Origin of the sequence: Flavobacterium sp. N3904 (assembly GCF_025947305.1) — a bacterium.
Classification (GTDB): domain Bacteria; phylum Bacteroidota; class Bacteroidia; order Flavobacteriales; family Flavobacteriaceae; genus Flavobacterium.
This window is the reverse complement of the sequence record NZ_CP110009.1, coordinates 1,756,271-1,775,000: the sequence shown is the minus strand read 5'-3', so window position 1 is coordinate 1,775,000 and position 18,730 is coordinate 1,756,271. Positions and strand designations below refer to the sequence as shown.

Below are 18,730 nucleotides of genomic sequence, written 5' to 3'. Positions count from 1 at the left end.
CGCCTACTTAGATGTTTCAGTTCAGCGGGTTTGCCCACCTATCGGTGTACTATGTCTTCAACATAGTGGGTTGCCCCATTCAGGTATTTACGGATCAATCGGTGTGTGCCCGTCCCCGTAACTTTTCGCAGCTTATCACGCCTTTCATCGCCTCTGAGAGCCAAGGCATCCCCCATACGCCCTTATTTTGCTTATTGTACCAATCGTAAACTTAATTACGACCGTTTTTTTTCGTTTCTATACTTAAAAAGTATAAAAACTGCTTTCTACTTTTTATTATTTCTTATCTCAATATGTCAATGAACTTTTTTCTTAGTGATTAGTACTTAGTAAGTAGTGATTAGTCTAAACTAATTACCATTCACTCTTTACTATTCACTAGAATAGTGGAGAATAACGGAGTCGAACCGTTGACCTCCTGCGTGCAAGGCAGGCGCTCTAGCCAGCTGAGCTAATCCCCCAATTTAATTATGAATTGTGAATTATGAATTATGAATTGCTGTAATTCGTAATCTTTCAACCCTAGAATTTCCTTTCAATCTATGTTTATGAACTTTTTCAATTCGTAATTCGTAATTTACAAATTCGTAACTGTTTTGTTGTCTCGGACAGACTCGAACTGTCGACCCCTACATTATCAGTGTAGTACTCTAACCAGCTGAGCTACGAGACACTCTTCATTCTTATTTTTGTGCTTATTTAGCACATGTTTTTTAAATTAACAGCAAGAGTAATAAAATTTCAATCTTTGTAACCAATAGTCTTTTCGTCTTCTTTCCTCAGCGTGTATAAATACTAACACTAAGGCTCTAGAAAGGAGGTGTTCCAGCCGCACCTTCCGGTACGGCTACCTTGTTACGACTTAGCCCTAGTTACCAGTTTTACCCTAGGCAGCTCCTTGCGGTCACCGACTTCAGGCACCCCCAGCTTCCATGGCTTGACGGGCGGTGTGTACAAGGCCCGGGAACGTATTCACCGGATCATGGCTGATATCCGATTACTAGCGATTCCAGCTTCACGGAGTCGAGTTGCAGACTCCGATCCGAACTGTGACCGGTTTTGTAGATTCGCTCCTGGTCACCCAGTGGCTGCTCTCTGTACCGGCCATTGTAGCACGTGTGTAGCCCAAGGCGTAAGGGCCGTGATGATTTGACGTCATCCCCACCTTCCTCACAGTTTGCACTGGCAGTCTCGTTAGAGTTCCCGACATGACTCGCTGGCAACTAACAACAGGGGTTGCGCTCGTTATAGGACTTAACCTGACACCTCACGGCACGAGCTGACGACAACCATGCAGCACCTTGTAATTTGTCTTGCGAAAAAACTGTTTCCAGTCCGGTCAAACTACATTTAAGCCTTGGTAAGGTTCCTCGCGTATCATCGAATTAAACCACATGCTCCACCGCTTGTGCGGGCCCCCGTCAATTCCTTTGAGTTTCATTCTTGCGAACGTACTCCCCAGGTGGGATACTTATCACTTTCGCTTAGCCACTGAGATCGCTCCCAACAGCTAGTATCCATCGTTTACGGCGTGGACTACCAGGGTATCTAATCCTGTTCGCTACCCACGCTTTCGTCCATCAGCGTCAATCCATTAGTAGTAACCTGCCTTCGCAATTGGTATTCCATGTAATCTCTAAGCATTTCACCGCTACACTACATATTCTAGTTACTTCCTAATAATTCAAGTCCTACAGTATCAATGGCCGTTTCCCCGTTGAGCGGGGAGATTTCACCACTGACTTATAAGACCGCCTACGGACCCTTTAAACCCAATGATTCCGGATAACGCTTGGATCCTCCGTATTACCGCGGCTGCTGGCACGGAGTTAGCCGATCCTTATTCTCACAGTACCGTCAAGCTCTCTCACGAGAGAGTGTTTCTTCCTGTGCAAAAGCAGTTTACAATCCATAGGACCGTCATCCTGCACGCGGCATGGCTGGATCAGGCTTGCGCCCATTGTCCAATATTCCTCACTGCTGCCTCCCGTAGGAGTCTGGTCCGTGTCTCAGTACCAGTGTGGGGGATCTCCCTCTCAGGACCCCTACCCATCGTAGCCTTGGTAAGCCGTTACCTTACCAACTAGCTAATGGGACGCATGCTCATCTTTTACCGTTGTGACTTTAATAGCATCATCATGCGATGTCGCTATACTATGAGGTATTAATCCAAATTTCTCTGGGCTATCCCTCTGTAAAAGGTAGATTGCATACGCGTTACGCACCCGTGCGCCGGTCTCTAATTCCGAAGAACTATACCCCTCGACTTGCATGTGTTAAGCCTGCCGCTAGCGTTCATCCTGAGCCAGGATCAAACTCTTCATCGTATATTGTTTGCTTAATTGCTTAAGCTATTGTTATTCGACTCCAATTCTAGTGGTCAATATTCAAATCTATCGATTCTATTACTCTTATTCTTTTGTTTTAAGATCTCTCTTAAAACGGCTGTCAATTCAATATGTCTAGGAACGTATTCTTCTTTTTTTACTCACTAGTCTTTCGATTAGCGGGTGCAAAAGTACAAAGCTTTTTCTTCTCTCACAAGCTTTTTGAAATCTTTTTTGAAAATTTATTTTCAGTGTTAATTTCGTTTGGCTTATCAGAATATTAAAGAACTTATGCGCTGTTGCGGGTGCAAAAGTAGTCCCTTTATCCGTTTAAACAATGACTTTTTACATTTATTTTGCTTTAATTTTACACTTATTTTTTAACACATTGATATATCACAATTTACAGCACAACCTTTTTGTGAATTTACCATTTTCTAATAGGTGTTTTTGATAAATTGAACGGTTTTACCTTGTTTCGGGAGTGTCTTGGCCTCGGCGAAGAGTGTTTTTTTTTGTTGGCTGGTGCGTTTTTGTGTCAATTCATGATATCAATTCCCTGTCGACATTATTGCTACCTATATATAGGTGTATGTTTTTTTTCTTATTTTCTTCCCAAACAAAGGTCATAGCCCTGATGGAAGGGAAAATCCTTTTTGTGCCGGGGTTCGGCACAAGAAGATTGTAACGAATAGCAGGTTTTCAGCTCCTAATTACTGCAACTATTAATACTTAATCGAAACGAATAGCTTTGACTGGGGTAATTTTGGTGATTATATAGGAAGGAATCAATAACACCAAAGCGCAAATTGTTACTGTAAGCAGATTTAAAGCCAAGATATATCCCAAATTAAGATACACTGGCGCTTGGTTGACATAATAATTTTCGGGGTTGAGTTTTATTATACCAAAATATTGTTGAAGTAACAACAATGAAATCCCTATGATATTTCCCCAAAACAATCCTCTTACTATTAGATAGAAAGCATTGTATAGAAATACTTTCCTAACAGACCAATTATTAGCTCCTAATGCTTTTAAAATACCAATCATCTGAGTACGTTCTAAGATGAGAACCAATAAAGCAACAACCATGTTTATTGTTGCTACGAGTATCATTACTACCAATATGACAATAATATTGAAATCAAACAATTGTAACCACTCGAATATGTAACTGTATTTTTCAATAATGGTTTTTGTATCTAGTGTCGAAGATGTCATTTTGTACACCTGTTCTCCAGTTTCTTTAATTTTACTAAAATCTTTCACAAAAACCTCAAATGCTCCAATTTGATTGGGCGACCATTTATTGATTCGTTGTATGTGCCGAATATCACCTATTATATAGGTAGCATCGAATTGCTGAAATCCAGAATTGAATATTCCTGTAATTTTGAATCTACGAACATTTGGCAATTGATTTTGGTCCTCTTTTATAAAAAAGGTGTTAAAAGAATCGCCTACTTTTAGATTTAATCTATTGGCAAGAAATTGAGAAATCGCCACTTCATTGTTGATGCTTTTAGAAAAATCTGGCAATTTACCCGAAACCAGATACTCTTTTATATTCTCCCATTGGTAATCAGTCCCGACACCTTTGAAAATAATTCCTTCAAAAGCAGATTCAGTCCTTATTATTCCGGCTTTACTAGCAATTGCCTGCACATGACTTACCGCTGGAACTGAAGTGAACTTTGGATAAAAATCCTGATTCTTTGCAATGGGCAACAAGGTAATCTCAGACTGGTTGTTATCATAATTTGAAATTATAATTTGGCCATTAAAAGCAGATATTTTTTCGCGTATTTTATTTTGCAAACCAATTCCCGTGGCTACCGACACGATCATCATAATCATTCCTATTGCAATGGCTGAAATTGCAATGTTAATAATGGGTGCTGATATACTGCTTTTATAATCTTTGGCGGTTATAAGTCTTTTGGCTATGAAATATTCTAAATTCAAATTGTTTTATTTTGAGGGACTGAACAAATATACATAAAGTTTCATTTAACGCTTAGCAAAACCATTTGGTTAACTTTAAATTACCACTAATTCCAAAAAGTAATCGTTTAGAGCGGCAATTTCTTTTTCATTTCTTCAACTATATTAAATGCCGCAGGACAAATTGAGACATTCTTAAGTGTTAAATCTGTTATTTGCTGAAACTTTTTTCTATCCGTATGAGGGAATTCTCGACAGGCTTTTGGCCTCACATCGTAAATAAAACAACTATTGTCAAGATCCAAAAAAGTACAAGGTACACTTTGCAACACATAATCCTTATCTTCATCAATTCTCAAATATTGCTCAATGAATTGTTGTGGCTTTTGCTTTAAAAATTTCGAAATACGCTCAATATCTGCCAAAGTAAACAATGGCCCGGTAGTTTTACAACAATTGGCACATTTCAAACAATTGGTTTTTTTGAATTCGGCATCATGAATGTCTTGCATTACATAATCTAAATTCTTTGGCGTTTTCTTTTTTAGCTTATCAAAATACTTTTTGTTTTCGATATGCTTATCTTTGGCTAGTTTTCCTAATTCGTTTAAAGCTGGTTTCAATGCCGAAATTTATTGATGATTTGGCAAAAGTACTAAACTTTAAACTCGGAAATTTAAACTTGAAACTAAATTTTATGAAAGACCTTTTCGGAAGAGCCATACTGGATTATCAAACTAACAACCAACCCGAGGATTTAATTACAGAAACTTCGATTTCAGAAGAAGACGAGATGAGCGTTTCCTATCTTTTTAGGAGTTATGATGAAATGCCAATAATTGAACAAAAAGCATTACAATTAGCCAAAGGAAAAATTCTCGATGTAGGATGTGGTGCAGGAAGTCATAGTTTGACTTTGCAAAATGACAGGAATCTTGACGTGACTTCTATCGATATTTCTGAAAATGCAATACAAGCGTGCACACTTCGTGGTTTGAAAAATGCAAGAGTTCAAGATATAATGACATTGGAAAACGAAAAATTCGATACCATTTTATTGTTGATGAATGGCACCGGAATATTTGGAAGACTAAAAGAAACAGCTGTTTTTTTGCAAAAACTAAAAAGCCTATTAAATCCTAATGGACAAATCCTCATCGATTCTTCAGACATTATATATATGTTTGACGAAGATGAAGATGGTGGTAAATGGATACCATCAGAAAATGAATATTATGGTGAAACTATATTTACTATTACATACAAAGGCGAAAAAGAATTACCACTAGATTGGTTGTTCCTTGATTACAATACATTGCAAAATGCAGCTTTCGCAAATGGATTGCAATGCGAATTAGTTTTAGAAGGTGAACATTATGATTATTTAGCAAAACTTTCTATTTAAAAGAAAAACAAACAATTTTAATTCAAATAGTTATGGACAATTCAGAGTTAGAAAAATTAAAATATCCGATTGGGAAATTTGAAGCCCCTGAAACATATTCAACAGTGTATATTACTGACAAAATTAAAGAAATAGCTTCATTTCCAGAAAGACTAAAAAAAGAAGTTGCCCATTTGTCAGACGAACAACTAGATACACCATATCGTCAAGAAGGATGGACGATTAGACAAGTTATTCATCATTGCAGCGACAGTCATATGAATTGTTACATTCGATTAAAATGGACTTTGACTGAAGAGACTCCAGTTATAAAATTCTACTATGAAGATCGATGGGCACAATTAGAAGACAACTTAACGATGCCAATTCAACCCTCTTTATTATTATTGGAAGGACTCCATTATAGATTGGCCTATTTGATGGAAAGTTTCAATCATGCCGAATTAAAAAAGTCATTTATACACCCTGAACATAATAAAGAAATTCAAATACAAGAATTAATTGGAACTTATGCTTGGCATGGAAATCACCATCTTGCCCATATTACAGAGCTAAAGAAAAGAAAAGGATGGTAGAAATATTTTTCAAAATAAAAAACCAAATGCATGACAGCATTTGGTTTTGAATAAATCATTCTTTATTGCTTGAAACAAATGCTATCCTTGACTCGCAATTTTTATAGGCAACTCATAAAGTACCCTAACTTTTTTTCCTCTAAATTCACCTGAAGACCATCGCGGAGACATAGAAATTACTCTTTTGGCTTCTGGCCCTGTTCCTTCTCCAAGATCTTTAACCACTTTTACATTGGTAACAGTTCCATCAATTTCGATGATAAAAGCCACTTTTAAAGTACCTCCATTTCCCTCATATTCCGGCATTTTGAAATTTGTTCCAATAAATTTCATAAATGCATCGTATCCTCCAGGAAATTCAGGTCTGATTTCTACATCTTCATAATTGTAAGGGGCATCATCAATCATAGTAGTATTAGCTTGTGCAGAGGCAAATTGCACTATAAACAAAGTAATAGCTGAAAGTAGAATTCTTTTCATGATATAAATATTTTAATATTTACGATTGCCAAGAGACATTAAACCATTAGCAACCTTCAGTAGGTTTTAGTAAATATAAAAAAAATATAGATAAAAAAAGATAAATATGTAAAAATATAAATGTAAAATTATCATATTAATACCAACAAAACATAACCGACTGTATTTGTTATCGTTATCTTTTTAATAGAAATAAGCCTAAGAAAATTAACAAGAAAACAAGTTTTAAATACAACTCCCTAAAAACTAGTATTTAAGAAATTTAAGATGAAAAAAGAATTAAGGAATATTCAAATATTTATGAGTTTGCAATGAAACTCTCCATTTAGGATTATTCATGACATACTCAACTATCAAAGGTGTCATTTCCTCTTTCTTACTCCATTCTGGTTGCAGAAAAAGAATTGCATTATTATTTACTTTTTCAGCCTGTTCTTCGGCAAAAATAAAGTCATGTTTATTATAAATAATTACTTTTAGTTCATTTGCATTGTCATAAACCGTTTGAGTTGGCAATTTATTTTTCTTAGGAGAAAGACAAATCCAATCCCAATTTCCACTTAATGGGTAAGCTCCTGAGGTTTCTATATGAACTTTTAATTTTTTGTTTTTTAATTTTTGCGTTAATGGTGCCATATCCCACATTAATGGCTCCCCCCCAGTAATCACAATCGTATCAGCATATTTGGTAGCATTTTCAACAATTGATTCAATACTAGTAGGCGGGTGCAATTCAGCATTCCAACTTTCCTTAACATCACACCAATGGCAACCCACATCGCAACCTCCTATTCTAATAAAATAAGCAGCTGTTCCAGTATGAAAACCTTCTCCCTGAATGGTGTAAAACTCTTCCATTAACGGCAGCATGGTTCCTTTATTAACTTCTAATTGGACTTCTTTTGATAACATCTTTTTAATTTAGGATGCAAAGATAGGCAATTTATGATTTTAGATTGCAGATTTTAGATTTCAGATTTTTAGTTTGAAGAAAAACATATTTCAAAAAAAAACTGATAGCTTTTTTGAAACTATCAGTTTTTTAATAAATTAAAATTAAAGCTATTTTAAAGCTTTTAATGAGCTTAATGCATATTCATTAGCAGGATCTAGAACCAAAGTTTTATTAAAATATTCAATTGCTTTAGCCTTATCAGTGTTTGCGTAACTAGCAGCAGAAGTATTATAACTTTCAATTATTTTTTTAATTACTGCTGGTTTTGCCAACTCTTCTGGTCCTTTTTCAGTAACTATAGTAACATAATCGTTATAGTATTTAATAGTCATTTCGTCATTTTCCAATAAACTATTTGTTCTAGCTCTATAAATATAAGCATCTTGGGTTTTTGGAGAAGCTTCTATTACAGTTGCGTATGCTTGATCAGCTCTTTGCAAAGCAATTGGATCAGGCTTAACAATATCTTTTCTGGTATTATCAAAATACAAACAATTACCTAGATAAAAATTGTCTAAAACATAATTTTTAGATTCTTTGTTAGCAACTGCTATTTCATAAAGTGAAGCAGCTTGTTTGTATAATTTTAATTCATATAATTTTTTTCCTAACTCGCTTAAGTTTATTGATAAGCCATTAGGATCCATCTCAGATGCTTTTTTAACGTCTAAAACACCTTTATCAAACAAATCGTTATCAACCGCTTTACCATCCTCACCTACAGCTTTTTTAATTCTGGCAAAACCCAAAGTTTGATAATCTAAAGCAATAACTTTATTTGAGGGATTTTCAATAAAACTTACCAATGATTTTATGGCAACATCATAATTTCCGTTTTGATAGGCCGAAAATCCTAAATAACGTAAAATTCTAGGATTAACTTTGTCCAACTCAACCATTTTGTTAGCTTCCGCTTCTAATGCTTTGTATTCTCCCGCAAGCACTAAAAAGTCAGCATGTCTCATTCTGGAATGAATAGAATAATCTGTCAAAGACAAATATTTTTCATAATTTACAAGGGCTTTATCCACATAAATTCTATATTTTGATGGTTCATTTCTACCCCATAAGTAATAAGTTTCAGCTAATTCTCTATAAACAGGACCATAATTTGGATTAATAGCAATAACTTCATCAAATGCTTTTATAGCTTCTGTATATGCTTTTGCTCCTTTAAGCAAAACACCCAATTGCATTTTAGCTCTGATTAAAGTATTGTCAATAGTATAAGCATTTCTATATGCAGAATAAGCATCATTTTGGTTTTTATCTCCAAAATAAGCATTTCCAAGTGCCAAATTTAATTGTGGATCTTGAGGATTAATTGCTTTAGCTTTATTTAGAACTTCAATAGCTTTTTTATAATTTGGCTTTGTAGAAAAAGTATAGGCACGACCAATGTACAAATACTCTTCAATATCTTTTTTTCTCAGATCTTTGGTTGCTAACGCAAACTTCTCTTCAGCCGCAGCTTCATTTCCATTGTCAAGATCGATTAAACCAAAACCAATATTGTTAAGTTTTGCTCCTTCACTTCCTTCCAATCCCTTTTGATAATAAATTTTGGCAGAATCTATATTGTTTTGCAACATATATACATTCCCTAAATAAAAAGATGCTGTACCATTAGTAGGTTTTGCATTTATTATTGATTTTAATATCGTTTTTGCACTTTCAAACTGTTCAGCATCAATTGCTTTTTTGGCTTGATTAATATCTTGCGCATGACTGATTGCAACAAAAGCCAAAAAAGCAAAACTTAAAACTTTAACTTTATTCATCTTGTTTAAATTAATTTATTTTTCTTCTTTATTTTCTTTTTCTCTTACTATATTTAATTTTCTGGCTGGAATCACTACAGGAAGCAATCCTGATTTTAAAACGATTCTTTGACCAATATCCCCCGCTACAAAAGAAGCAAATCCCATTCCTAAACCAGAAGTTCCTTGACAATTTATAATATACAAATCTCGTACCAAAGGATACGTTCCTTCTGCCAAATTATTTTGAGAAGGCGAATAAAAATCTTTTCCGCCAATTCCTTTAACATTTAAAACATTGATATTAGAAATTACTTTTTCCATTGATGGGTTAGGCTGAGACAACCAATTTACACCAACAATTCCAACCATACCATCATTCTCGGAAACATATTTTAAAACCTCGTTATTCGTTTTAAAAGAGTAAACATCATTTTCTGGAATTTGATTCAATCCTGCCAAAGTGTTAATATATCTTACAGTACTAGAATTTGGATTGTCAAATACAAGACCTTTGATTTTTGAAGTTCTTTCTCCTTTCATAAATCCGACAACATCTTTCAAAGCTATCAACGTGTCATTGCTGTTTTTATTTGCCACCAATGCAATTGCGTCTGTCGCAAATTTAGTTATTTTAGGAAGTATTTTTCTTTGTTCGAAAATATTTAACTCTTTTTTAGATAAATTACGGGCTAAAACCGCGATTTTAGCTTCTTTATCAAATAATGAATTTAGAATTTCGGATTCTGATTTTGAAACTAAGGTGAATTTTGCATCATACTTACTTTCAAAAACCATTACTTCATCTTCTACAATTGGAGTTATCGTTTCGTCTACAAAAATTGTAGCTGTCCCTTTTAAAATAGTTTCTTCATTTTTTGACTCTTCCCCTTTTTGATTGCAATAAGCAAATAAAAGGCACATAAAAATTAAAACTACATATTTTTTATTTCCAGACATAATTATTCATTTATTTGTATTAGCATTATAAAATCGAAAAAAACGAATAATAGAATAAACGATCAAAACTGTTCCTAATGCAATTCTATAATTCATAGTTATATCAAAAGGAAATTTTGACCAAAAGATAACCATGAGCCCCATAAAAAAATAACTCAGGAAAACCAAAATGGTTATAATGAGAAGAAATCGCTCAATAAGCGATTTCTTCTTGATATTATTAAATAAATTATTCAACATTACTCTGCAGATTGAATAGTAATTGGAAGAGAGTATAACACCCTTACTTTTTTACCATTTTGTTCTCCAGGAAGCCATTTCGGACATTTATTTAAAACTCTGATAGCTTCTTTTCCAGTTCCATAACCAATATCTCGTATTACTTTGATATCAGTTAAAGATCCATCTTTTTCAACTACGAAAGTTACATATACTTTTCCTTTAAGACCTTCTTCTTCTGGTGGAGTATAATTTTTACCCACAAATGCGTAAAATTTCTCAATACCACCTGGAAACTCAGGTTTTTGTTCAATTCCAGCTAATGAGTGAACACTTGTGTCTTCTTCAATAACTTCTACAACTGGTCCATTACCAACTTCTTCAACAGTAAGTGGTGCGTCTGGATCCCCTTTGATTGTTTCAGCCCCAGTTTTTTTGTCTTTGATATCATCCATTTTTGGTGGATCTTCAGTAACATCCTCAGCTTTTGCAACAACAGGCTTAACAAATTTAACCTGATCTTGTTTTGGTGGAGGTGGAGGTGGAGGCGCAAGATCTTTTACATCTTCTACTTTCTTCTTAGGTGCCAATTTTACAGCAGTAATCTTGATATCGGTATCAACTTCTTCACCCCCTTTTGGCAAGTAACTCGCAATAAGCGGAGCACTAACGGCAAGGCTAAAAAGAATACTACCAATGATAAGCGCTCTCATAGAAGTCTTACGATTCGATTTTCTTAGTTCGTAAGCTCCATAAAGCTTATTACGACCTTCGAAAACGATCTCAATCCATTGATTTTTTATTAAATCTAATTTCATTTTTTATAATTATTAGGTTATTAGCAAAAAATTATTTTTTGGCTTCTAACAATTTTTGTTCTTCCGGTGAAAACTCAGGTACAATAGCATAAGATCCTGTAGCATTTACGCCAACAATCGCCATTTCATCCAAAACGTCAACCAAATTACGATAGGTCGATTTTTTACTAGGTTTGATAATTACAATCATCCCGTCTTTTGGTTTCCCTTTAGCAGTTGAATATGCGATTACTTTTCCCATTCTGTCAATTAATTCTTTGCGAATCCCATCTTTACCATACGTAAAATCTTTTGGAGCCGCTAGAGGTTTATCCAACATTCCTACATAACGTACCAATTTTCCGTTTTCTCCAAGCAATAAAGTCATCGTGCGATTTTCATCTACTTTAATATTACTCTGAGGAGTATTATCTTTTTCTTTATCTGGCAACGTCAAATCCATGGATTGAGGTTTAGACAACGTAGTGGTAAGCATAAAGAATGTGATTAGTAAGAAAGCCAAATCCACCATGGCAGTTAAATCTACCTTTGAGTTTTGTTTTTTACTTCTTACTTTGCCACCTTTTCCGCCTCCACCGTCGCCGGTATTTAATTCAGCCATTTTAGTGTATCTTTTTTAATTAAAAATTCTTTCCTCTTAAACCCGTAACCAAATTAAAGCTATTGATTTTTTGATCTTGCAAAATATCCATTACTTGTTTGATTGCTGGATATTGCTCCTTGGCATCTCCTTTTATTGCAAACTGCAATTCCTTGTTGTTAATTTCTATATTTGCTTTACGAGAATATAAAACCCAATCTTTCAATTGGTTGTCTAATGAATCTTTAGGGATACCAGGCTGTCCCGCTTTAGTTCTGTCTGCTGCCTTCATATCCAAAATTTGTTTCAAATTTGAAATTGGCACACCAAAACTTTCCATTAACGCAAATTTTTCAGCATCTGCTTCAGAAAAAGCGATATTGTATTTTTGGCCCATCAATTCAAGCGCTTTTTTACGAACATCTCTTCCTTTTAAATCAAAGAACACAGCAGTTTTCCCATTGGCCTTACCAATTGTCAAAGTTGACAAATTATCAGCAGGTAATTTTGTATCCACAGTAGACTGTGGAGTATCAACTGGTAATACTTCAGGTGTTTTAGCAGTGGCAGTCAAAATAAAGAACGTAAGCAAAAGAAACGCAACATCACACATCGCCGTCATATCGGTAGATGTGGATTTTTTTTTCATTTTTATTTTAGCCATTATTTATGTCTATTATTTTGATAAAATTTATCAAAAATTAATTATTGTTTTAAACTACCTCTGAAATGTCTGTAAGTATTTACAATTGTAGTTCCAGCCTCATCAATAGAGTAAGTCAAATCATCAATTTTTGAAGTAAAGAAATTGTAAGCAACAATCGCTGTAATAGATGTGGAGATACCTGTAGCTGTGTTAATCAAAGCTTCTGAGATACCAACTGCAAGTGCAGCTTGATCTGGAGTTCCAGAAGAAGCCAAAGCACCAAACGCTTTAATCATCCCAGATACTGTTCCTAATAATCCTCCTAGTGTTCCTAAAGAAACTAAAGAAGAAATAATAGTCATGTTTTTTTCTAACATTGGCATTTCAAGAGAAGTAATTTCTTCAATTTCCTTGTGTATTGTTTCAGCAGCTTCTTCACTGTTGAATCCTTCTTTTTTAACCTCTTGATATTTAACTAATGCAGATTTAATTGCATTTGCAACAGAACCTTGTTGTTTGTCACATGTAGCAATTGCTCCATCGATATCACCAGTTTTGATGCTAGTCTGAACTGTTTTCATAAATTTATCTAAATTCCCTTTTCCAGCAGCTTTCGCAATAACAAAAAATCTTTCGATAGAAAAAACAAAAACCATCAATAACATACCTAATAAAACTGGTACTATAAATCCTCCTTTATAAACTTGACCTAACACATTAATTGGATGTCCTTTTTCTGGATCCAATCCTTCAAAATTCGAAGGATCCCCCATTACTTGTGACCAGATTAACCAACCTACAAAAATACATGCTGCAATAATAATCCCTGAAACCATTCCTCCACCGTTTGAAGTGCTTTCTTTTTTAACTTTAACGTTTGCCATTTTTCTTAATTTTAAATATTTATTTTTAGTTATAATAAACTTGTATAGGAGCAAATTTAAATTTTTAGTTGAAATAAAAAAACTTTTTTTTAACTAATCTTACAAATTATTTTATTCTTAACAACACACTATTACGTTTTTTAAGGATAATTGATCATTTTATTCAATTATTCGATAAAATTGTTTCAAAAAAAAAGTATTTTTAAGTGTTCTGAATATTTTTATTCAAAAAAACAGGAAAAATAGAAAAAAAACAAATTACAGAATAACGCGTGATTTAAGAATATTTTTTACAGTAAATCCTTAATTATAGGTTTTGAAAAAAAATCAATAACTTGCAATTGATTTTAACATCCACTTACCATGAGTAAAAAAGAAGATTTTTCAGAGTATATAAATAGCGGATATTTGTCCAAAGGCGAAAGTATAACATTAGGCGGAGCAATTTTAGACGGCGAAACTTTATCCAATACACCCGTCAAAATTCCATTAAAAACACTCAACCGTCATGGACTAATTGCCGGTGCTACCGGAACAGGAAAAACAAAAACCATTCAAGTATTATCCGAACAGCTTTCATCGTTTGGAATTCCTGTTTTAATGATGGATATAAAAGGTGATTTTAGTGGTGTTGCCAAAGAAGGCGAAGAAAAAGATTTTATAAAAGAACGTCATGCAAAGCTGAATATTCCCTATTCTGTTTCCAGTTTTCCTGTAGAATTAATGTCACTTTCAAAACAAGATGGCGTGCGACTTCGATCTACCGTTTCAGAGTTTGGACCTGTTTTGTTTTCCAGAATATTAGATCTGAATGACACACAAGCTGGCGTAGTTTCGGTTATTTTTAAATTTTGCGATGATAAAAAAATGCCATTGTTGGATTTAAAAGACATTAAAAAGGTTATTAATTATATTACCGACGAAGGAAAAGATGAAATTGAAGAAAGTTATGGCAAAATATCGACCTCGACTACGGGAACTATTTTAAGAAAAATAATTGAGCTAGAGCAACAAGGAGCTGATTTGTTTTTTGGCGAAATGTCATTTGAAATTGATGATTTAATGCGTCTGGATGAAAACGGAAAAGGATATATTAATATTATTCGGCTAACCGACATTCAAGACAAACCTAAATTATTTTCGACTTTTATGTTGAGTTTATTAGCCGAAATATACCAACAAATGCCCGAAAAAGGAGATGCAGATCAACCGGAATTGGTTATTTTTATAGACGAAGCACATCTGATTTTTAATGAAGCCAGCAAGGCATTATTAGAGCAAATTGAAACCATAGTAAAATTGATTCGTTCCAAAGGAATTGGCGTTTATTTTGTAACTCAAAACCCAATGGATATACCAAGTGGTGTTCTGGCACAACTCGGATTGAAGATACAACACGCCTTGAGGGCATTTACAGCCAACGACAGACAAGCAATCAAACAATCTGCAGATAATTATCCGACCTCCGCATATTACAAAACAGACGAAGTTTTAACCAGTTTAGGAATTGGAGAGGCTTTTGTAACGGCTTTGAACGAAAAAGGAATTCCGACCCCTCTTGTGGCCACCATGATGCGTGCTCCCATGAGCCGAATGGATGTTTTGACCGATGCAGAAATTCAAGAAATTAATGCTAAATCAAAGTTGGTTAAAAAATACAGTGAAGTTCTCGATCGCGAAAGCGCTTATGAGATGCTGACCAAAAAAATTGAATCAGCACAAGAACAAGCAGTCACAGAACAAGAAAACAAGAAAGAAAGTGCCGAACCCAGTACAGCAAGTGTGGTTACAAAATCGGTTTTGAAAGTAGTAACCAGCGCTACTTTTATTAGAGGTGCTTTTGGTATTTTGTCTAAAATGTTTAAAAAATAAAACAACTCCAAATTTCCTTTAGAATAAAATAATATGAAAGCATACGCCACAATTGGTTTATTAATACTATCAAATGTGTTTATGACATTGGCTTGGTACGGACACCTTAAATTCAAAGAGTTAAAATGGTTTGAGAATGCAGGTTTGATTACCATTGTTCTAATAAGTTGGGGTTTGGCTTTGTTCGAATATTGCTTTCAGGTTCCCGCCAACAGAATTGGTTATGAAGGCAATGGAGGTCCTTTTTCTTTGATGCAGCTCAAGGTAATTCAAGAGGTGATTACTTTAGTCATTTTTGTATTGTTCTCTTTACTGTTTTTTAAAAACGAAACCTTACGATGGAATCATCTTGCTGGTTTTTTATGTTTGATTTTGGCGGTATATTTTATATTTAAAAAATAATTTCAACTCATGAAAAAAATAATCAAACTCTGCTTTATTCTCCTCATTTTGAATAGTTGCTCACCAAAGTCTGAAACTAAAAACCTAACATATGCAAAGTTAGAGATTGTCAAAACTGAAAAAGATTTTGAAAAGTTAGTTGCCGAAAAGGGACCTGCCGAAGGCTTTTATCAATTTGCCGATTCTAATGCCGTAATAAAAAGAGAACACGATACTTTAATCATTGGAAAAGCCAATATTAAAAATTATTATTTAAATCAAAAGATTAAAAATCCAACTGTTACTTGGTCTCCTGATGCCGTAACCGTTTCTGATGCTGGTGATATGGCTTCGAGCTATGGGAAATACGTTTGGACATTTACAGATGCTTCCGGAAAAGAACAAATTTACAAAGGCATTTTTCATACCGTTTGGAAAAAACAAAAAGATGGTTCTTGGAAATACATCTGGGATTAATATTACTTCTTTTTAGGATAAAAAATCAATTTTGTTGATGTTCTAATGATTTCTTCTTTGTTCATTTTCATTTTTCTGAATTTCCCCGCATTGTACAACTCTGCCTGATCGTCATAATGCGTACTAAATGGATTTCCAGATTGACCGGTTGGCAAAATTCCTAAACTATTTTCAATATCGGAGAAGTCAATTATTCTTCGGCTTGATGGACCGCCTTTTACTTTATAAAATCCATCCTCTACAAAATCAAAATATTGATTGTTAATCACCTCGTTCGAACCAGGAACCGCAAAAGGACCAACATTAAAAAAAGGTCGCAATAGTGCAATTTTCCCAATTGGATGTTCATATTCTACAATATGAACTTTTTTCCATTCCCAATCAGCTGGATTTTTTCCTAATTGTTTTTCTAAATCATTTATTGCTTCTTTGAAAGATTGCGCTATAATTTGAGTCCTGGTTTCTTTTTGATTTTTGGTCTTGATATTATCCCACCAAGGCGAATTTACATTCAAGATTTGTCTGGCAACAACCTGTTTCATAATATGGGTTCCTAAAAATTGCTTAAACCCATCAGAACCCAACTCATCCTGAAAAGTATTTTTTAGATACAAATAAATCCATTTATTGTAAATCGTTGGTGCTACATCTTTCAAGTTGTTTGAACCATTCCATCCTTCCAAAATGGTTATTGCTTCTTTTTCTGTTTTGGAAAGCGAATTGAAATTCAGATTTGAAATCAAACTTTTTACTACTATTGGAGCAATTGCAGAAGTGTTGTCAACTATCATTTTACTTACCGATTTCTTATCCCAATCTGATTTTTCTTCTAACAATTGTGTGATTCTTTTTGCCCGGTCTTCGGGAAGATAGTAGCCTGGATACAAAAACCCATCTATTGCTTCAGGCTGATTGTTTGCTGAATACACATAATTCCAATCTGGATTAACACCCGATGGATTTTTGGAGAAATCCAAGTAGGTTGCAATTTCCTCTTTTCCGCTTGTCCCGTCGAGTATAAAATTGGTATTCACATCTGGATTGTGTTTATAGAGTTTTCCACTTGCCCACCAACCCACATTCCCTTTGGCATCACCATACATCACATTCAGTCCTGGTGCAGCAATAAGCGCAACTCCATTTTGAAAATCGGTCATTGATCTGGAATGCGAAATCGCATAAATAGCCTCAATACTGCTGATGGGTTGTTGGGTGTAAATCCAAGACATTGCTACTGGTTTATCACTCTTTAGGCCTGTCAATAAATCATTCATAACGGGGCCGTGCTGACTTACTTTTATAGTCAAATTTACATCAGAGGTGTCTTTTACTTTTATTGTTTTCTTTCTAATGCTATAATTCTGAAAACCTTTTGCAGTTATGTATTGGTTACTGTTTTTCGGATTATTTTCTTCTTGATAAAAATCAACATCATCATTTTCAAACATGGTCAAACCATATGCATAATCCCGATTGTGTCCCAATAAAGGAAAAGGTGTTCCTGCTAGGTAACATCCGTACAATTCAAATTGCGGTGTACTTATGTGCGCTTCATACCAAGTACCTGGTTGTGAAAAATTAATATGCGGATCATTGGCAAAGATTACTTTCTTGTTTTTTGTTTTTGGAGGAGCAATAACCCAACTGTTACTTCCAACAAAAGGAGCTACGGGAGATTGATCCAGAAGTGACGCAATTGATTTGGAGATTGCAGTATATTCTTGAGATTTTTGCTTTGCAATTCTAATCCGAGTTGTGTTGAAAGAGCCGTCTATTCCAAAATCTTTTAGATAATCCATACCATATTTGTTTCGAATATCTGTCAATAACGGATCTGTTTTTTGAGCCATTGCAAAACTGAAAGACATATATCCAAAAATATTATACACATCGTCAATGGTGAACTTTTGTTTTTTTACGCCTAATAATTGAAATTCTACAGGCGTTGTTCCCTGCTCGATGTATTGATTGATTCCGTCCAAATAAGCCATCGTCAATTGATAAGCAGGGCCATTTTTATTTAAATTTTTGATTGCTTGCTGAGAAGCTTCTTCAATCCCTAAACCGACGAAAAACTTATCGTTTTTTAAAGCTACTGAACCAAATATTTCGGAGAGACGGCCCGGAACAATACGTCTTAATAATTCCATTTGCCATAATCGATCCTGTGCATGCACATATCCAAGAGCAACCATTGCATCTTTTGGATTGGTTGCATAAATATGTGGCACTCCAAAATCATCAAAATAAACGGTTGTTTCTTTTTGAATATTTTTTAAAGGTAATTTACCCTCATATTTTGGTTTTTGATATAAATCATAAATAACAAAAATGCCAATTAAGCCAAGTATTAAAAAAAGAAAAATCAGTAGGCCTTTTTTTGTTTTTTTCATTGGGGGTGATTTTAAGTCTTAATTTTTTATACTATTAAAAAATAACGGGTC

The 18,730-nt window shown here is 34.4% G+C and carries 16 protein-coding genes, 2 tRNA genes and 2 rRNA genes (1 of these 20 only partly in view); 5 read left to right on the top strand and 15 right to left on the bottom strand.

The window, feature by feature from the left end:
* The 6 genes from OLM57_RS07300 to OLM57_RS07275 all read right to left on the bottom strand — a co-directional run.
* Nucleotides 1–197: ribosomal RNA gene (locus OLM57_RS07300) — 23S ribosomal RNA — on the bottom strand (it extends 2,694 nt beyond the left edge of the window).
* A gap of 190 nt (nt 198–387) precedes the next feature.
* Nucleotides 388–461: transfer RNA gene (locus OLM57_RS07295), tRNA-Ala, on the bottom strand.
* 138 nt (nt 462–599) lie between these two features.
* A tRNA-Ile gene (locus tag OLM57_RS07290) sits at nt 600–673 on the bottom strand.
* Between the two features lie 140 nt (nt 674–813).
* Nucleotides 814–2,327 (bottom strand): 16S ribosomal RNA (locus tag OLM57_RS07285).
* The 16S and 23S rRNA genes sit together here with 2 tRNA genes alongside, the layout of an rRNA operon.
* Before the next feature lie 732 nt (nt 2,328–3,059).
* On the bottom strand, nt 3,060–4,295 hold the full coding sequence (locus OLM57_RS07280) for an ABC transporter permease (protein ID WP_264566566.1): 1,236 nt from the start codon (nt 4,293–4,295) through the stop codon (nt 3,060–3,062).
* Nucleotides 4,296–4,402: 107 nt separating this feature from the next.
* Nucleotides 4,403–4,897, bottom strand: a complete 495-nt coding sequence (locus OLM57_RS07275; protein ID WP_264566565.1) for a YkgJ family cysteine cluster protein — start codon at nt 4,895–4,897, stop codon at nt 4,403–4,405.
* A gap of 74 nt (nt 4,898–4,971) precedes the next feature.
* Here OLM57_RS07275 and OLM57_RS07270 point away from each other — a divergent pair, with 74 nt between their 5' ends.
* Together OLM57_RS07270 and OLM57_RS07265 are read left to right on the top strand one after the other, a co-directional pair.
* The gene (locus OLM57_RS07270) at nt 4,972–5,679 is read left to right on the top strand and encodes a class I SAM-dependent methyltransferase (RefSeq protein ID WP_264566564.1); all 708 of its coding nucleotides are present in this window, start codon (nt 4,972–4,974) and stop codon (nt 5,677–5,679) included.
* Between the two features lie 32 nt (nt 5,680–5,711).
* On the top strand, nt 5,712–6,254 hold the full coding sequence (locus tag OLM57_RS07265; RefSeq protein WP_264566563.1) for a YfiT family bacillithiol transferase: 543 nt from the start codon (nt 5,712–5,714) through the stop codon (nt 6,252–6,254).
* An 81-nt stretch (nt 6,255–6,335) separates the two neighbouring features.
* On the opposite strand, the gene OLM57_RS07260 is transcribed toward OLM57_RS07265, so the two are convergent.
* The 8 genes from OLM57_RS07260 to OLM57_RS07225 form a co-directional block, all read right to left on the bottom strand.
* Entirely contained in the window at nt 6,336–6,734 is a 399-nt protein-coding gene (locus OLM57_RS07260) for an energy transducer TonB (RefSeq protein ID WP_264566562.1), read from the bottom strand.
* A 279-nt stretch (nt 6,735–7,013) separates the two neighbouring features.
* Nucleotides 7,014–7,646: a 7-carboxy-7-deazaguanine synthase QueE gene (locus tag OLM57_RS07255; protein WP_264566561.1), complete on the bottom strand. Its 633-nt coding sequence runs from the start codon at nt 7,644–7,646 to the stop codon at nt 7,014–7,016.
* A 150-nt stretch (nt 7,647–7,796) separates the two neighbouring features.
* A complete protein-coding gene (locus tag OLM57_RS07250) occupies nt 7,797–9,470 on the bottom strand; it encodes a tetratricopeptide repeat protein (RefSeq protein ID WP_264566560.1) in 1,674 nt (557 codons plus the stop codon).
* Between the two features lie 15 nt (nt 9,471–9,485).
* Nucleotides 9,486–10,409, bottom strand: coding sequence for a PstS family phosphate ABC transporter substrate-binding protein (locus OLM57_RS07245; protein WP_264566559.1), 924 nt, complete (start codon nt 10,407–10,409; stop codon nt 9,486–9,488).
* Between the two features lie 239 nt (nt 10,410–10,648).
* Complete coding sequence (locus OLM57_RS07240) at nt 10,649–11,446, bottom strand: energy transducer TonB (protein ID WP_264566558.1); 798 nt, start codon at nt 11,444–11,446, stop codon at nt 10,649–10,651.
* A 31-nt stretch (nt 11,447–11,477) separates the two neighbouring features.
* Nucleotides 11,478–12,047: an ExbD/TolR family protein gene (locus OLM57_RS07235; RefSeq protein WP_264566557.1), complete on the bottom strand. Its 570-nt coding sequence runs from the start codon at nt 12,045–12,047 to the stop codon at nt 11,478–11,480.
* Between the two features lie 19 nt (nt 12,048–12,066).
* Nucleotides 12,067–12,690 carry an ExbD/TolR family protein gene (locus OLM57_RS07230; RefSeq protein ID WP_264566556.1) on the bottom strand — a complete coding sequence of 208 codons (624 nt, stop codon included), beginning with the start codon at nt 12,688–12,690 and terminating at the stop codon, nt 12,067–12,069.
* 41 nt (nt 12,691–12,731) lie between these two features.
* On the bottom strand, nt 12,732–13,556 hold the full coding sequence (locus tag OLM57_RS07225) for a MotA/TolQ/ExbB proton channel family protein (protein ID WP_264566555.1): 825 nt from the start codon (nt 13,554–13,556) through the stop codon (nt 12,732–12,734).
* 363 nt (nt 13,557–13,919) lie between these two features.
* Between OLM57_RS07225 and OLM57_RS07220 the strand changes: the two genes are divergently transcribed.
* Genes OLM57_RS07220 through OLM57_RS07210 form a run of 3 tightly spaced genes read left to right on the top strand, consistent with a single transcriptional unit; the run spans nt 13,920 to nt 16,286 of the window.
* Nucleotides 13,920–15,428: a DUF853 domain-containing protein gene (locus OLM57_RS07220; protein ID WP_264566554.1), complete on the top strand. Its 1,509-nt coding sequence runs from the start codon at nt 13,920–13,922 to the stop codon at nt 15,426–15,428.
* Between the two features lie 33 nt (nt 15,429–15,461).
* Nucleotides 15,462–15,830: a DMT family protein gene (locus OLM57_RS07215; protein WP_264566553.1), complete on the top strand. Its 369-nt coding sequence runs from the start codon at nt 15,462–15,464 to the stop codon at nt 15,828–15,830.
* A 9-nt stretch (nt 15,831–15,839) separates the two neighbouring features.
* Nucleotides 15,840–16,286 (top strand): YybH family protein, encoded by a 447-nt coding sequence (locus OLM57_RS07210; RefSeq protein ID WP_264566552.1) that lies wholly within the window; start codon nt 15,840–15,842, stop codon nt 16,284–16,286.
* Between the two features lie 2 nt (nt 16,287–16,288).
* On the opposite strand, the gene OLM57_RS07205 is transcribed toward OLM57_RS07210, so the two are convergent.
* The gene (locus tag OLM57_RS07205; protein WP_264566551.1) at nt 16,289–18,679 is read right to left on the bottom strand and encodes a penicillin acylase family protein; all 2,391 of its coding nucleotides are present in this window, start codon (nt 18,677–18,679) and stop codon (nt 16,289–16,291) included.
* Between the last annotated feature and the right edge of the window lie 51 nt (nt 18,680–18,730).

Excerpts from the sequence above, each read along its gene's own strand:
- OLM57_RS07245 (WP_264566559.1), bottom strand. The coding sequence starts at position 10,409 with ATGTCTGGAAATAAAAAATATGTAGTTTTAATTTTTATGTGCCTTTTA.
- OLM57_RS07215 (WP_264566553.1), top strand. The coding sequence starts at position 15,462 with ATGAAAGCATACGCCACAATTGGTTTATTAATACTATCAAATGTGTTT.
- OLM57_RS07260 (WP_264566562.1), bottom strand. The coding sequence starts at position 6,734 with ATGAAAAGAATTCTACTTTCAGCTATTACTTTGTTTATAGTGCAATTT.
- OLM57_RS07270 (WP_264566564.1), top strand. The coding sequence starts at position 4,972 with ATGAAAGACCTTTTCGGAAGAGCCATACTGGATTATCAAACTAACAAC.
- OLM57_RS07255 (WP_264566561.1), bottom strand. The coding sequence starts at position 7,646 with ATGTTATCAAAAGAAGTCCAATTAGAAGTTAATAAAGGAACCATGCTG.
- OLM57_RS07265 (WP_264566563.1), top strand. The coding sequence starts at position 5,712 with ATGGACAATTCAGAGTTAGAAAAATTAAAATATCCGATTGGGAAATTT.
- OLM57_RS07210 (WP_264566552.1), top strand. The coding sequence starts at position 15,840 with ATGAAAAAAATAATCAAACTCTGCTTTATTCTCCTCATTTTGAATAGT.
- OLM57_RS07220 (WP_264566554.1), top strand. The coding sequence starts at position 13,920 with ATGAGTAAAAAAGAAGATTTTTCAGAGTATATAAATAGCGGATATTTG.
- OLM57_RS07205 (WP_264566551.1), bottom strand. The coding sequence starts at position 18,679 with ATGAAAAAAACAAAAAAAGGCCTACTGATTTTTCTTTTTTTAATACTT.
- OLM57_RS07250 (WP_264566560.1), bottom strand. The coding sequence starts at position 9,470 with ATGAATAAAGTTAAAGTTTTAAGTTTTGCTTTTTTGGCTTTTGTTGCA.
- OLM57_RS07240 (WP_264566558.1), bottom strand. The coding sequence starts at position 11,446 with ATGAAATTAGATTTAATAAAAAATCAATGGATTGAGATCGTTTTCGAA.
- OLM57_RS07230 (WP_264566556.1), bottom strand. The coding sequence starts at position 12,690 with ATGGCTAAAATAAAAATGAAAAAAAAATCCACATCTACCGATATGACG.
- OLM57_RS07225 (WP_264566555.1), bottom strand. The coding sequence starts at position 13,556 with ATGGCAAACGTTAAAGTTAAAAAAGAAAGCACTTCAAACGGTGGAGGA.
- OLM57_RS07235 (WP_264566557.1), bottom strand. The coding sequence starts at position 12,047 with ATGGCTGAATTAAATACCGGCGACGGTGGAGGCGGAAAAGGTGGCAAA.